General features: G+C 71.4%; 14 protein-coding genes and 1 pseudogene. 7 read left to right on the top strand and 8 right to left on the bottom strand.

The window, feature by feature from the left end; all coding sequences use genetic code 11:
* The first annotated feature begins 195 nt into the window (after positions 1 to 195).
* From GFD30_RS15680 to GFD30_RS15660, 5 genes and pseudogenes are all read left to right on the top strand, one after another.
* Entirely contained in the window at positions 196 to 2973 is a 2778-nt protein-coding gene (locus GFD30_RS15680) for an exo-rhamnogalacturonan lyase family protein (RefSeq protein WP_153026146.1), read from the top strand.
* Positions 2974 to 3602: 629 nt separating this feature from the next.
* Complete coding sequence (locus tag GFD30_RS15675; protein ID WP_153026145.1) at positions 3603 to 3965, top strand: DUF2089 domain-containing protein; 363 nt, start codon at positions 3603 to 3605, stop codon at positions 3963 to 3965.
* On the top strand, positions 3962 to 4222 hold the full coding sequence (locus GFD30_RS15670; protein ID WP_153026144.1) for a hypothetical protein: 261 nt from the start codon (positions 3962 to 3964) through the stop codon (positions 4220 to 4222). The genes GFD30_RS15675 and GFD30_RS15670 overlap by 4 nt, the downstream gene beginning before the upstream one ends.
* A 23-nt stretch (positions 4223 to 4245) precedes the next feature.
* Positions 4246 to 4674 (top strand): SHOCT-like domain-containing protein, encoded by a 429-nt coding sequence (locus tag GFD30_RS15665; RefSeq protein ID WP_153026143.1) that lies wholly within the window; start codon positions 4246 to 4248, stop codon positions 4672 to 4674.
* A gap of 71 nt (positions 4675 to 4745) precedes the next feature.
* Positions 4746 to 4913: pseudogene (locus tag GFD30_RS15660) on the top strand (ATP-binding cassette domain-containing protein); the annotation flags it as partial.
* Between the two features lie 93 nt (positions 4914 to 5006).
* On the opposite strand, the gene GFD30_RS15655 reads toward GFD30_RS15660, so the two are convergent.
* The 4 genes from GFD30_RS15655 to GFD30_RS15640 all read right to left on the bottom strand — a co-directional run bounded on the left by GFD30_RS15655 (position 5007) and on the right by GFD30_RS15640 (position 8833).
* Positions 5007 to 5423: an arsenate reductase ArsC gene (locus GFD30_RS15655; protein ID WP_153026141.1), complete on the bottom strand. Its 417-nt coding sequence runs from the start codon at positions 5421 to 5423 to the stop codon at positions 5007 to 5009.
* Positions 5424 to 5464: 41 nt separating this feature from the next.
* The gene (gene arsB, locus GFD30_RS15650; protein ID WP_153026140.1) at positions 5465 to 6541 is read right to left on the bottom strand and encodes an ACR3 family arsenite efflux transporter; all 1077 of its coding nucleotides are present in this window, start codon (positions 6539 to 6541) and stop codon (positions 5465 to 5467) included.
* Positions 6538 to 6909, bottom strand: a complete 372-nt coding sequence (locus GFD30_RS15645) for an ArsR/SmtB family transcription factor (RefSeq protein ID WP_153026139.1) — start codon at positions 6907 to 6909, stop codon at positions 6538 to 6540. The genes arsB and GFD30_RS15645 overlap by 4 nt, the downstream gene beginning before the upstream one ends.
* A gap of 421 nt (positions 6910 to 7330) precedes the next feature.
* Positions 7331 to 8833 carry an FAD-dependent oxidoreductase gene (locus GFD30_RS15640; protein ID WP_153026138.1) on the bottom strand — a complete coding sequence of 501 codons (1503 nt, stop codon included), beginning with the start codon at positions 8831 to 8833 and terminating at the stop codon, positions 7331 to 7333.
* A 109-nt stretch (positions 8834 to 8942) separates the two neighbouring features.
* Between GFD30_RS15640 and GFD30_RS15635 the strand changes: the two genes are divergently transcribed.
* On the top strand, positions 8943 to 9305 hold the full coding sequence (locus GFD30_RS15635; RefSeq protein ID WP_153026137.1) for an ArsR/SmtB family transcription factor: 363 nt from the start codon (positions 8943 to 8945) through the stop codon (positions 9303 to 9305).
* On the opposite strand, the gene GFD30_RS15630 is transcribed toward GFD30_RS15635, so the two are convergent.
* The 3 genes from GFD30_RS15630 to GFD30_RS15620 all read right to left on the bottom strand — a co-directional run bounded on the left by GFD30_RS15630 (position 9218) and on the right by GFD30_RS15620 (position 11470).
* Positions 9218 to 10219 carry a DUF389 domain-containing protein gene (locus GFD30_RS15630; RefSeq protein ID WP_322633291.1) on the bottom strand — a complete coding sequence of 334 codons (1002 nt, stop codon included), beginning with the start codon at positions 10217 to 10219 and terminating at the stop codon, positions 9218 to 9220. The genes GFD30_RS15635 and GFD30_RS15630 overlap by 88 nt on opposite strands.
* Before the next feature lie 158 nt (positions 10220 to 10377).
* On the bottom strand, positions 10378 to 10953 hold the full coding sequence (locus tag GFD30_RS15625) for a dihydrofolate reductase family protein (RefSeq protein ID WP_153026136.1): 576 nt from the start codon (positions 10951 to 10953) through the stop codon (positions 10378 to 10380).
* A 70-nt stretch (positions 10954 to 11023) separates the two neighbouring features.
* On the bottom strand, positions 11024 to 11470 hold the full coding sequence (locus GFD30_RS15620) for a VOC family protein (protein WP_153026135.1): 447 nt from the start codon (positions 11468 to 11470) through the stop codon (positions 11024 to 11026).
* A gap of 169 nt (positions 11471 to 11639) precedes the next feature.
* Between GFD30_RS15620 and GFD30_RS15615 the strand changes: the two genes are divergently transcribed.
* Positions 11640 to 12401 (top strand): SIR2 family NAD-dependent protein deacylase, encoded by a 762-nt coding sequence (locus GFD30_RS15615; RefSeq protein ID WP_322633290.1) that lies wholly within the window; start codon positions 11640 to 11642, stop codon positions 12399 to 12401.
* On the opposite strand, the gene GFD30_RS15610 is transcribed toward GFD30_RS15615, so the two are convergent.
* Positions 12402 to 13514: alpha/beta fold hydrolase (locus tag GFD30_RS15610; protein ID WP_153026134.1), on the bottom strand; the 1113-nt coding region annotated here is incomplete at its 5' end.

The raw sequence follows: 13514 nt of genomic DNA, 5'->3' as shown, positions 1-13514 counted from the left end.
GCTTAAACGTTTTCATGATCGCTCCAAGTATGCCGGTGGAACGGGCTTGCCGCCAGACCCGGCCGGCGATGCCTCCGTCGGTCGGATGGGGCGCACCCTCGATCGCTTGACGATACATCGACAGGTGACTATATTGAACCCCCTGAGTTAAAACGATTTACATCGATCTTCGACTCGCTTCCCCTTGGAGGTTCCATGTCAAGCACTTCACCGGAGGCGGACCCGTTGCCGCGCACCGGATTCAGTCGCCGCGGCGTCCTCGCGACGACGGCCGGCGTCGCCGCCGCGGCCGCGCTGTTCGAGCCCTCCCCCGCGCACGCCCAGACCACCGGACCGGCCACCGATCCCGGCCCCGAGTCGGTCGAACTGAAGTGGCTCGAAGGCGCCCCCGCCGAGTCCCCCGGCTCGACCTGGGGCGTCCCCTGGGGCCCGGGCCGCTTCCCCGAGGACCAGGCGTTCCGGCTCACCGGCGCCGACGGGTCGGCCGTCCCGGTCCAGACCTGGCCCCTCGCCTACTGGCCCGACGGCTCCCTCAAGTGGACCGCCCACGCGATCGGCCCGGCCGCGACCCACGAGTCGTTCACGCTCGAAGCCGGGGAGCCCGCCGCCCCCGCGACCCCCGTCACGGTCACCGAGTCCCGCAACCACATCGACGTCTCGACCGGCGTCATCACCGCCCGGATCGGCAAGAGCGGCACCGACCTCGTCAAGCACGTCAAGCGCGGCGACCGCACCATCGCCGAGGCCGGCCACCTCGTGAACATCACCCAGACCGAGCCCCCCGAACCCGAGACCGGGTCGGTCACCCGCGAGCGCTACACCTCGGAGATCGAGGAGGTCGCGATCGAGCAGGAGGGACCGGTCCGGGCGGTGATCCGCATCGACGGCAACCACCGCAAGATCCGCGGCCGCGGCCGCTCCTGGCTGCCGTTCACCGTCCGCCTGTACTTCTACGCCGGCGGCGAGTCCTTCCGGATGGTGCACACGTTCGTCTACGACTCCGACGGCGGCGACGCGTTCATCGCCGGCCTCGGCGTGCGCTTCAAGGTCCCGCTCACCGACGCCGCGTACGACCGCCACGTCCGCTTCGTCGGCGAAGGCCACGGGCAGCTCACCGAGGCCGTCAAGCCGGTCACCGGCATGCGCCGCGACCCCGGGCGGGCCGTCCGGGAGGCCCAGATCGCCGGGCGGGCACTCCCCGACCCGTCCACATGGGACCAGCGGGTGACCACCCGGCTCCACTGGATCCCCGACTGGGGCGACTACTCGCTCACCCAGCTCACCAGTGAGGGCTTCGCGATCAAGAAGCGCACCAAGGAAGGCCACGGGTGGGTCCCGGTCGACCAGGGCCGCCGCGCCTCCGGCTTCGGATACGTCGGCGGCGTCTCCGGCGGGTTCGGGTTCGGCCTGAAGGACTTCTGGCAGCGCCACCCGTCCGGGCTCGACATCCGCGGCGCGCACACCGACGAGGCCGTCGTGACCGTGTGGCTTTGGTCGCCCGAGGCGCAGCCGATGGACAACCGGTTCTACCACGACGGCCTCGGCCAGGACACCTACGCGAAGCAGCTCGACGCCCTCGAGATCACCTACGAGGACTACGAACCGGGCTTCGACACCCCCTACGGCGTCGCCCGCACCGGCGAGCTGCTGTTCTGGGCGCTCGACGCGACCCCCTCGGCCGAGCGCCTCGGCGCGATGGCCGACGCCGTCCGCGCCCAGCCGCAGGTCGTCGCCCCGCCCGAGCACCTGTCCGCCGCCGGCGCCTTCGGCGGCCTCGTCGGGCCCGTGGACCGCTCGCACCCGTTCAAGGAGTACACGGAGGACCTCCTCGACGCGAACTTCGCGTACTACCGGGCCGCCCAGGACCAGCGGCACTGGTACGGGTTCTGGGACTACGGCGACGTCATGCACTCCCAGGACGGCGACCGCAAGGTGTGGCGCTACGACGTCGGCGGCTACGCCTGGGACAACTCCGAGTTCTCCACCGACCAGTGGCTGTGGCAGTACTACCTGCACACCGGCCGCGCCGACGCGTTCCGCTTCGCCGAGGCCATGACCCGCAAGACCACCGAGGTGAACACCTACCACATCGGCGAATGGGCGGGCCTGGGCACGCGGCACGGCGTCATGCACTGGGGCGACTCGTCCAAGCAGGTGCGCATCGCGAACGCGAACTACTGGCGCTACTTCTACTACCTGACCGCCGACGAGCGGGTCGGGGGCATCCTGCGCTTCCTCCACGACTCGGAGAAGACCGCGCTCGTGCTCGACACCGGCCGCAAGATCCGCGACCCCGAGGCCGACCCGTGGGTCCCCGACCCGACCGCGCTCGACATCGGTTTCGGCACGAGCTGGGCGCCGCTCGCGGCGGCCTGGCTCACCGAATGGGAGCGGCGCGGACCCGAATGGGAGTGGTGCCGGGACAAGGTGCTCGGCACGATGGAGACGATCGCCGCCCAGCCGAACGGCTTCGCGCAGGGCTCGGCGCCGTACAACATGGAGACCGGCCGGTACGCCGTCAGCGAGACCCCCGTGGTCGAGCGGTCCAACCTCTCCAGCGGCTTCGGGCGCTTCGAGATCGTCGCCGAACTGCTCCAGCAGGTCGACATGCCCGCGTTCGAGGCCGACTGGCTCCGCTACAGCCGCTTCTACACCGCCACCCGCGCCGAGCAGGAGGCCGAGTACGGCGGCCGATTCGGCGACCTGTTCCTGTGGGCGTACACGCGCGGCAATGCGCAGGTCTACGCCCGCACCGGCGACGAGTCGCAGGCCCGCCACGCCTGGAAGGTGTTCCGGACCCAGGCCGAGTACTGGAAGGGCGACCTGGAGGACTGGCCCGCCTTCGAACGGGTCGAGACCACCTTGAACCCGACCGACTGGTGGCCGCGCATGGCCACCAACGACGCCGCCCAGTGGGGCATGGCCGCCATCCAGAACCTGCACCTGATCGGCGACTTCGTCCCCGACGAGTGAGCCGGACGCAAAGCCGTGGTGGGGGCCCCGGGGGGGCGGCCCCCCCCGGGGGGCCGGGGGGGGGGGGGGGGGCCCCCGGCCCCCCCGGCGGTGTCGGCCCCCCCCCCGGGGGGGGGCCCCCGGGGGGGGCCCCCCCCACGGCTGGTTCCCGGGCGGCGGTTCTCGGCGACTCGCGCCGACGGGAACCGGAATCCGGCTGAGAGTGTCCCCGCAGTCCATGACGGGACGCGCCCCGGTCCTTTCGATCGGGATCGGGCGGACACCACGAGTCTGCCTGTGAACGAAGTGGCGTGCGAGGCGGAAGACCGGCGGGACACCGGCGGGAACGGCGCCTGGAGCGCGGCGGTCCCGGTGCGCCGCGACGCGGCAGGCGGCGAGGACCGCGCGCGATCACGACGACGAGTTCGCCGGCATGAGCCGTATCCCGCCGCCCTATCGCTGCGGCGCCGCCCGGACAGCGGCGACGACTTCCCGATAAGTCCTGGCTTCGACTGATGTGCATTGATTCAGCCCTTGCGATTCACAGAGAATGAATCCGAACCTCAGAAAAATTAAACTCTCACCGTTGACTCCTTAAGAATCTTAAGATAGAAATGAAGGACGTCATCGTTGAGAGTGAAGGAGCCGGGATGGACTGGCAGGAGCTGACGGACCTGACGGGAGGGCAGGAGTTCGTCGTCGAACGGGTGCGGCTCGTCGAGAGCGGCATCGCGGTCGAAGGCGAGTTCGAGCCGCCGCAGCTGGCCCAGCTCAGCGCCGACGACCAGGTGTTCGTCGCAGCGTTCGTCAGGTCGCACGGCTCGATCAAGGAGATGGAGCGGATCTTCGGGGTCAGCTACCCGACGGTCAAGGCGCGGTTGAACCGGATCGCCGCGCACCTCGACTTCGTCGAGACCGACCCGGCGCCGTCCGGCGCCGACGTCATCGAACGGCTCCGCCGCGGCGAGCTCAGCGTCGACGAGGCTCTGGCGGAGCTGGAGAAGCCGCGATGATCCCGCAGCTCGTCACCGTCCGCTGGCGCCGCAGAGGAAACCGCGTCCGGCGGCTGTGGATCCCCGTGGTCCCGGTGGCCCTGCTGCTCTCGCCGCTGCTGGTGCTCGCGGTGATCGGAGGCGTCGTCGCCTGCCTCCTCTTCGACATGAGCCCGCTCCGAATGCTCGGCGGGATCGGGCGGGTCCTCTGGACGCTGCCGGGCACCAGGTTCGAGCTCGAGATGCACGGCACCGCCGTGTTCCTCGGGATCAGATGAGACCGGGAAAGGAAACCACCACCATGAACGAGCAGCGCCGCCAGATCCTCCAGATGCTGGCCGAGAACAAGATCACCGCCGACGAGGCCGAGCGCCTCCTGGCCGCGATCGAGCCCGAGGAGTCCGACCCCGCGCCGGGGGCCCGGGTCCGTGCGAAGTCGTCGCGCCCCAAGTACCTGCGTGTCATCGCGAACTTCAACGACGAGGTCGACGGCGAGTTCCGGGTCAACGTCCGGGTGCCGCTCCGGCTCCTGCGCGCCGGGGTCCGGCTCACGAGCCTCATCCCGCCGCGGGCGGTCGTCCAGGTCAACACCGAGCTCGCCAAGGTGGGCGTCCCGTTCGACCTGGGCGAGCTCAAACCGCAGCAGCTCGAGGAGCTCGTCGACGCCCTCGACGAGCTCACCGTCGACGTCGACCAGGCCGACATGACGGTGAAGGTCTACTGCGAGTAGGGGTCGTGCTCGACCCCGTGCTCGACCTCGGCCAGCGGCTCACCCTCTCCCCTCCACCGAAGCAAGGAGCCATGAACACCCCAGTGCCGCCCGCGATCCTGATCCAGGGCGTCCAGAAGTCCTACCAGGACGTCCACGTCCTCAAGGGCGTCGACTTCGAGGTCGTGCGCGGCGGCATCTTCGCGCTGCTCGGCTCGAACGGCGCCGGCAAGAGCACGCTCGTCCGCATCCTCTCCACGGCCGCGATGATCGTCTACCGCCGGAAGATCGCTTGACCCGCAAGGGAAACCAGAGCGGGCCGGCCCAGCGAGGGGCCGGCCCGTTCCTTCCCCCTAGGCCCTCGACTCCTCGGGGAAGAGTTCGGCGATGAGGCCCTCGATGCGGGTCTTGATCTCGTCGCGGATGGGTCGGACGGCTTCGATGCCCTGGCCTGCGGGGTCGTCCAGGGTCCAGTCCAGGTAGCGCTTCCCGGGGAAGACCGGGCAGGCGTCGCCGCAGCCCATGGTGATGCACACGTCGGCGGCTTCGACCGCCTCGGTGGTGAGGATCTTCGGCTTCTGGTCGGCGATGTCGATGCCGACCTCCTTCATCGCCGCGACGGCGACCGGGTTGACGCTCGACGCGGGCGCGGACCCGGCGGAGCGGACCTCGACGCGGTCGCCCGCGAGATGGCCGAGCCACCCCGCGGCCATCTGGGAGCGGCCGGCGTTGTGGACGCAGACGAAGAGGACCGAGGGCTTCGAGGACATGGCGGCTTCCTTTGCGGTGTCGGGCATACGGTCGGGCATGGTCAGGCTTCCCGGGTCGCGGGCGGGCGGAAGGAGCGGCGCGCCCGCAGACTCACGTAGACGAGGCCGACAAGGACCGGGACCTCGATGAGCGGGCCGACGACTCCGGCGAGGGCCTGGCCGGAGGCGGCGCCGAAGGTGGCGATCGCGACGGCGATGGCGAGTTCGAAGTTGTTGCCCGCGGCGGTGAACGCGAGCGTCGTGGTGCGCCCGTAGCCCAGGCCGACGGCCTTGCCGAAGGCGAAGGACCCGGCCCACATGACCGCGAAGTAGACCAGCAGCGGAAGTGCGATGCGGACGACGTCCATCGGCCGGGCGACGATCGCCTCGCCTTGGAGGGCGAACAGCACGACGATGGTGAACAGGAGCCCGTAGAGGGCGAACGGCCCGATCCGGGGCAGGAACCGGTCCTCGTACCAGTCGCGGCCCTTGCGGCGCTCGCCGATGCGGCGGGTCAGGTAGCCGGCGGCGAGCGGCACGCCGAGGAACACCGCGACGTTGAGGGCGATCTCCCGGCCGGAGACGTCGAGTCCCGTGGCGTCGAGGCCGAGCAGGCGCGGAAGGGCGTCGAGGTAGAGCCAGCCGAGGGCGCCGAAGGCGACGACCTGGAAGACCGAGTTCAGGGCGACGAGGACGGCGGCGGCTTCGCGGTCGCCGCAGGCGAGGTCGTTCCAGATGACGACCATGGCGATGCAGCGGGCGAGGCCGACGATGATCAGGCCCGTCCGGAACGCCGGGAGGTCGGGTAGGAAGACCCACGCAAGGGCGAACATGAGCGCGGGGCCGATGAGCCAGTTGAGGACCATCGAGGCGACCAGGAGCCGCTTGTCGGCGGTGACCGGGTCGAGCTTGTCGTAGCGGACCTTCGCCAGGACCGGATACATCATGACCAGGAGCCCGGCCGCGATCGGGAGGCTGATCCCGCCGATCTGGACCGCGTTCAGCGCCTCGCCGACGGCGGGGATCCACTGGCCGAGCGCGATCCCGGCGAGCATGGCGGCGCCGATCCAGACCGGCAGGTACCTGTCGAGGGTGGAGAGCCGACCGCCCGTCGCGGGCGCTTCGGTGGTCGCGGTCATGCGGCCGCGCCTTGAGGGACCGAGAGGACGGTGGAGAGCAGTTCGAGTGCGGCCGGTTCGGCGCGGTAGTAGACCCAGGTGCCGCGGCGTTCGGAGGTGACCAGACCGATCTCCTTGAGGACCTTGAGGTGGTGGGAGATGGTCGGAGCGGTGAGGTCGAACGCCTCGGTCAGGTCGCACACGCACACCTCGCCTCCCGCATGGGAGGCGATGAGCGAGAGCAGCCGCAGCCGCACCGGGTCCCCGAGCGCTTTGAACGACGGCGCGAGTCGCTCCGCCTGCGAAGCGGTTAGCGGTTCGGCGACCAGGGGGACGCGGCAGTCCTCGAGTTCGGCGGCGCTCAGGAGGGGCAGGGGCTGCTTCGACATGCGTCTAGTTTGACGAGTGCCTAAGCAGCCGGCAAGTCCGGAGGCCGAGACGTGGCCGAGCGTTCAAGCGGGGTTCATCCGGAGGGGAGGACCGGGGGCGATCCGGGCGGGAAGCGGCGATCGGCGCGGTTCCCCCGGCGCGCCGCACGCCGCGCACCAGAGAGCGCCGGATCGCAGGCCGCGACGAGGCGGAACGCGTTGGGCGGCCGCGCCCGGCTGGATTCGAGGCGTCCGGCCGGGCGCCATGGACGGACGCTTCCGACGTGGGGCCCGTCCCGTGAAGGCGAGGCGGTAGCCGAGTCCGTTCGTTCGCCCACAAGGCGAAGGGGCCTCCAGATGCCGGTTGCATCGGGAGGCCCCGACGACGCGGGGAGCGGGCGAACAGACCGTTTGACGACCGTTCTGATTCCGGGGACAGGCCCTAGCCGCAGCAGCCGCCGCTCAGCTGCGGGAGTTCTCGGCGTTCGCCCGAGCGGCCGTGGAGGACGCCGGTGGCGAGTCCGCGCGCATTGACCGCGACCGGCTCGGGCCGCGACGTGCCGCAGCCGCCCGCCGACGCGTCCTTGCCGGTGCCGCAGCCCGAGTCCGCTTCGGCGCTGGTGCCGCAGCAGCCCGCGCCTTCCGCGGCGTCGGCGATGCTGGTGGCTTCGAGGGAGCGCGACGAGGAGCAGACGCCGGTCTCGGGAAGGTCGAGTTCGACCTTGTCGGCGGCCTCGCGGTCCCCGGCGAGGGCGGCGGCGATGGAGCGGACCTGCTCGTAGCCGGTGGCGAGGAGGAAGGTCGGTGCCCGGCCGTAGGACTTCATGCCGACGAGGTAGAAGCCCTCGTCGGGCTGGGCGAGGTCGGCTTCGCCGTGCGGGGGCACCGTGCCGCAGGAGTGGAAGTTCGGGTCGATGAGCGGCGCGAGCTTCGCCGGGGCTTCGACGATCGTGTCGAGGTCGAGGCGGATCTCGCGCAGCATGCCGAGATCGGGCCGGAATCCGGTCGCGGCGGCGACCTGGTCGGCCTCGATGACGCGTTCGGCACCGCCGACGTTCCCCACTACCGCGACCGAGCCGTCGGCATGCGGCTCGAAGCGGTCGATGGTGAACCCGGAGACGAGGTCGATCGCGCCGGCTTCGACCAGTTCGCGCAGGCGGGTGCCGATCGTGCCCCGCGCGGGCAGCGCGTCGGCGGCGCCGCCGCCGTAGAGGCGGGTCGGGGAGGCGCCGCGGATCGCCCAGGTCACGGTCGTCCCTGGTTCGGCCTCGGCGAGCTTGGCGAGGTTGAGGAGCGTGTTCGCGGCGGAGTGGCCCATGCCGACGACCAGGGTTCGCTTGCCCGCGAAGCGGTCGCGCTGCGCACCGAGGACGTCCGGGAGCGGCCCTGCGGCCCAGGCGGCTTCGTGGTCCTCGCCGGGGGCGGCGAGGCCGTGGGCGCCGAGGGGGTTGGGCTGCGACCAGGTGCCGGAGGCGTCGATGACCGCGTCGACCACCAGGTCCGCCCATGCGCCCGCGGTGCTGCGGGTGCGGACGAGGTAGGGGCGGGTGTCGCGGTCGATGGTGCGGGTCTTGTCGACCCCGAGCCGGGACACCGCGACCGCGCGGGTGCCGTAGCGGATATGCGGGGACAGTTCCGGGGTCTTGGCGAGCGGGGAGAGGTAGTCGTCGATGAGTTCGGCGCCGGTCGGCAGTCCGTCCGGGTCGGGGGCGGTCCAGCCCTGGGCTTCGAGCAGTCGCTTCGCGGCCGGGTCGATGTCGAAGCGCCACGGGGAGAACAGGCGCACATGCCCCCATTGGCGGATCGCGTCGGCCGGGCCGTCGCCGGCTTCGAGGACGATCGGGGTCAGGCCGCGCTCGACCAGATGCGCGGCGGCGGCGAGACCGACCGGTCCGGCGCCGATGACGGCGACCGTGGATGCCGGAGGTGACGTGGGATTGGACATGGCGGGCTCCTGTGCGATCGGGCGACTGCGAGGACCGCAGTCACATCAACTCACGTCATTAATACCAGCGAACACTGTTGATAGCAAGTTCTGTGGTTTACTTGACTCCATGAGCCGCACGATCGAACTCGAACTGACCGACGTGAGCGCCCCCGGGGTCTCGGACGCGTCGGTGATCGAGCACGCCAAGGACCTCGCTCCCCAGTTCAAGGCCCTCGCCGACGAGAACCGGCTCGCGATCGTGCTGCTGCTGTCGGAGCACTCGCGCACGGTCCGCGAGCTCACCGAGGCCACCGGCCTGGCCCAGACGCTCGTCTCCCACCACCTCGCGCCCCTGCGGGAACTCGGCCTGGTCAGCGTGACGCCGAAGGGCCGCAGCAACGTCTACTCGCTGTGCTGCGAAGCCTTCTCCGGGCCCCTGCGCGCCCTCGCGGGGCTGTCGACGCCGAGCCAGGACACCTGCTGCAGCTGACCCCCGCGGGTCCACACCACCCGTTGAACGGCGAGCGTGACGATGCCGGCGAGGATCATGCCCGCTAGGTTGACCGCGAGCTGGACGAACGAGGCGCCGACCTCGCTCCAATGCTCGAGCGGGATGGCGACGGCCATGTTGCCGACCGCCGGCACGGTCGTGACCGAGATGAAGACGCCGACCAGCGCGGAGGACTTCCGCGCGGTCATGGACAGGATGCCCGCCACGCCCGCGAGCACCGCGACGACGAACGACCAGCGGTCGGGGTGGATGATGAAGCTGGTCAGCGGTCGGTCGTCGAGCATGCTCGGCTCGATCCAGCCGATGAGCCGACTCGTGAACGCGCAGGCCAGGGTCACCGCGATCGCCACCGCGAAGCCCACCAGGAGCGTGCGGACCGCCGTGGCGGCCAGGCGCAGGTCGCGCTGGAGCGCACCGAAGCAGAGCGCGGCGACCGGCCCGAAGTCCGGTCCGAGCACCATGGCCCCGACGATGAGGATCGGCTGATCGAGGAGCGCCCCGATCGACGCGATCTGCACCGCCAGGACCAGGAACACCAGGTACGACCAGGTCAGGCGCGTCTCCGACGCCGTCCGGGCCGAGAGCTCCTCCCAGACGACCGCGTCCTCCGAATGCCCGGGAGCCGCTTCGACGGCCTCTTCGGCGGCATCGGAGATCCAGAGGTCGACCTCGTCGACGGCGATGCCGCCGGTCTCCTTGATCCCCATCTCCCGCAGTCGCTCGAGGATGTCGTTGGCGCCTTCCCTCGCGACGTCGAACTCGACGCAGTCGCCTGGGGGCGAGTAGGCGACACCGGGCAGCTTGATCACATTGGCGACCGCTTCGTCCGCGGCGGCGATGCGCACCACCTCATCGGTGAGCGCGGGCGGGGAGATGACTCGAACATGCAGCACCTCCGCATTGTGCCGGAGGGCGGCCACGCCTTCCCCTGCCGAGGCGCGTCAGGCCCGGCGGCGGAGCCGCGTCCGGGGAACCCGGACGGCGACCGCGCCGCCGCCCGGGTCAGCCTCCGCGCGCCGCCACTCGCGCTGGGGAGCGCTCCGGTGCCTTCTCAGTGCCGGGCGTTCTGGAGTGCGTAGCGCAGCAGCACCACGCCGTTCCCGAACGCGGTGGCCTCCAGCGGCTCCAGGTCGCGCCGGTCCTCGAAGACGCGGGTGCCCTTGCCGCGGGTCGCCGGGCAGACGAGCATCCGGACCTCGTCGACTTCGCCGGCGTCCATGAGGGAGCGCATGAGGGTGAGACTCCCCCACAGCCAGATGTCCTTGCCGGCCTGCTCCTTGAGCGTTCGGACCGTGGCGGCCGGGTCGCGCGTCACGGTCGCCGCGGGGAAGTCGCCCCAGGGCGCGTCGTCCAGCTTCGTCGAGGCGACGAACTTGGCGAGGTTGTTGAGTTTCAGGCCGTACTCGCCCTGCTCGGCGGCGGTCGGCCAGTAGTCCTTGCTCTGGGCGTAGGTGTTCGCGCCGAGGATCATGGTGTCGACCGAGTCGATGAACCCCATCAGGTCGTCCTTGAACCCGGGGTCGCTCGCGTCGGAGAACGGCTCGCCGGAGACGAAGCTGAGGCCGCCGTCCTCTTCCGCGGCGATGTTGTCCACGGTGACCCACTGCTGGACGATGAGCTTTCGCATGTTCGGTTCCTATCGTCTGGTGCGCCCGGAACGAGCGCGGTGGTTCTCGCTGGAATGCAGGGTTTCGGGATCACGCGCCGCGGCGGAGCTCCTCGCACAGCCCGATGATGACGCCGGCGGGGCCGCGGACGTAGCAGTACCGGTAGATGTCCTCGTACTGCGACACCTCGGCGACGAGTTCCGCGCCGTGGGGACGCAGCCGCTCGAGGACGTCGTCCACGGCGTCGACGACGAACGTGAGACGGGGGATGCCGGGGACGTTCACCGGCGCGCTCGGCGCCGGCGTGGTCGACACCGGCCGCTCGAACGTCGACAGCTCGACCCGGCTGTGGCCGTCGGGGGTCCGCAGCATCGCGATGTCGGCCCTGACGCCGTCCAGGCCGATGAGCTTGTCGGCCCATTCGCCCTCGACCGTCGCCTCGCCTTCCAGCTCCAGGCCGAGCTCGACGAAGAACGCGACCGCCGCCGCGAGATCCTCGACCACGACACCCGCGTGGTCCATTCGGTAGACCGCCATGTTCGCCTCCTGAGTCCCGGGCCGCGCCTCTCGCAGCCCTTCAGCCGGGGAACGAGGCCGGCCGGCGATTCTCGACATCACCGCGTCGATTGTGACCTAGAACACATAACAATCGCCGCCCGCTCGCGCGGATCCGCCCGGCCGGGGCGGCTGCGGTACGTTCCTTGAGGTGAGCGAGACTTCCGTATCTGCGGTGGCCCGGTGGTTCGCCGAGGCCGAATCGGTCGTGGTGCTGACCGGGGCCGGGATCTCCACCGAGTCCGGCATCCCCGACTTCCGGGGACCGCAGGGGGTGTGGACGAAGAACCCGGCGGCGCAGTACCTCTTCACGATCGACAACTACCTGGCCGATCCGGACGTGCGGCGGCAGGCCTGGGCGGCGCGCCTGGCGAGTCCGGTGTGGACGGCCGAACCGAACGCCGGCCACCGGGCCCTCGTCGACTACGAGCGGACCGGGCGCCTGCGCGCCATCCTCACCCAGAACATCGACGGCCTCCACCAGGCGGCCGGCTCCGCCGCGGACCGGGTCGTCGAGCTCCACGGAACCGCCCGCGAGGTCGTCTGCCTCGCCTGCGGCGACCGGAGGCCCATGCCCGAGGTCCTCCCGAGAATCGAAGCGGGCGAAGCGGACCCGCACTGCCTCGAGTGCGGCGGCATCCTGAAGTCGGCCACCGTCTCCTTCGGCCAGCAGCTCGACCCCGACGTCGTCGAGACGGCCGCGGCGGCGACCCGGGACGCCGACCTGTTCGTCGCCGTCGGCACCTCACTCGGCGTCTACCCGGCGGCCGGCTTCTGCGACTTCGCGATCCGCCTCGGCACCCGGCTCGTCATCGTCAACGCCGAACCGACCCCCTACGACGAGGACGCGTCCGCCGTCCTGCGCCTGCCGATCGGCGAAGTCCTCCCGGAACTCGTGGCGGCGGCGGCCTGATCACCGGGTCCGCTGATCTCGCGCGGCGGCGAGGAAGTCGAGGAGTTCCCGGCACAGGATCGAGCGCCTGGCGAGGCCGGTCAGCATGGCGACGTGGCCGCCCGGGCAGGTGACCACCCGGGGCGGGCGGGACAGGAGGCCCGTGAGGGCGAGGCTTGCGGGCGGCGGGACGATGTGGTCGGCCGCGGCGACGGCGACCATGACCGGGACCTGCAGGTGCTCGAGCCGGGCCGGGCGGCCGTGGACGTGCCACGTGCCGGCGGCCAGGGTGTTGCCGCGGGCGTAGTCGACGAGGTCGAACAGCAGCGCGCCGGGCAGGGGCGTCTGCTCCCAGACCCAGCGGGACACCGGGCCGGCCACCGCGCGCCAGGTCGGATTGCGGCGCCGCCGCCAGGTCTGGCGGGCGGTCTTGAGCGCGACCGGGCGGAGCCAGTGGAAGCTCTCGCGGATGAGCGCCGCGGGCACCAGGCCGTGCCCGTCGAGGGCGAGGACGGGCGGGAGCCGCAGCGAGCGGAGGATCCCGTCCAAGCGTCCGTCGACCGCGGTGTCGATCGAGGGGGCGATCGCGGTGAGGGACGCCAGGCCGCCGTCGCCCAGGGCCGCGTGCGCGGTCAAGGCCAGGGTGCCGCCGAGGCAGTAGCCCACCACGTGGAGGTCCGCGTGGCCGCTGCGCTCGCGGACCGCCTGCTCGGCGAGCATCAGGGTGCCGACGTAGTCGTCGAAGCCCCGCCCGGCGTCACCGGGTCCCGGGGTCCCCCAGTCGAGCAGGTAGACGTCATGGCCCGCTTCGAGCAGGGCCGCAATGAGACTGCGTCCCGGCGCCAGGTCCAGGACCCAGGAGCGGGTCACCAGCGAGTGCACGACGAGCACCGGCGGACCGGAGCCCGCCCGCTCGCCCGCATAGTGCCGGAGCACCGCCGCACCGGACCGCCACACCACCGACGACGGGGTCGCCGGGACGCTCGACCGGTGCATCCCGGCGGCGACCTCGACGACATGCGGCCAGGCGGCCACCGCCGCCAGCGCCCGCGCGCCGCCGGCCCGCAGCCGGCGGCCGGCCCGCACGACCGGGTTCGCCCGCAGGTGGCGTCGGTCCGTCGAAGCCAGGCGCCG

The sequence above is a fragment of the Glycomyces albidus genome, assembly GCF_009451885.1.
In the GTDB taxonomy this organism is placed as follows: Bacteria; Actinomycetota; Actinomycetes; order Mycobacteriales; family Micromonosporaceae; genus Glycomyces; species Glycomyces albidus.
This window is presented reverse-complemented; position numbering and strand designations above follow the sequence as displayed.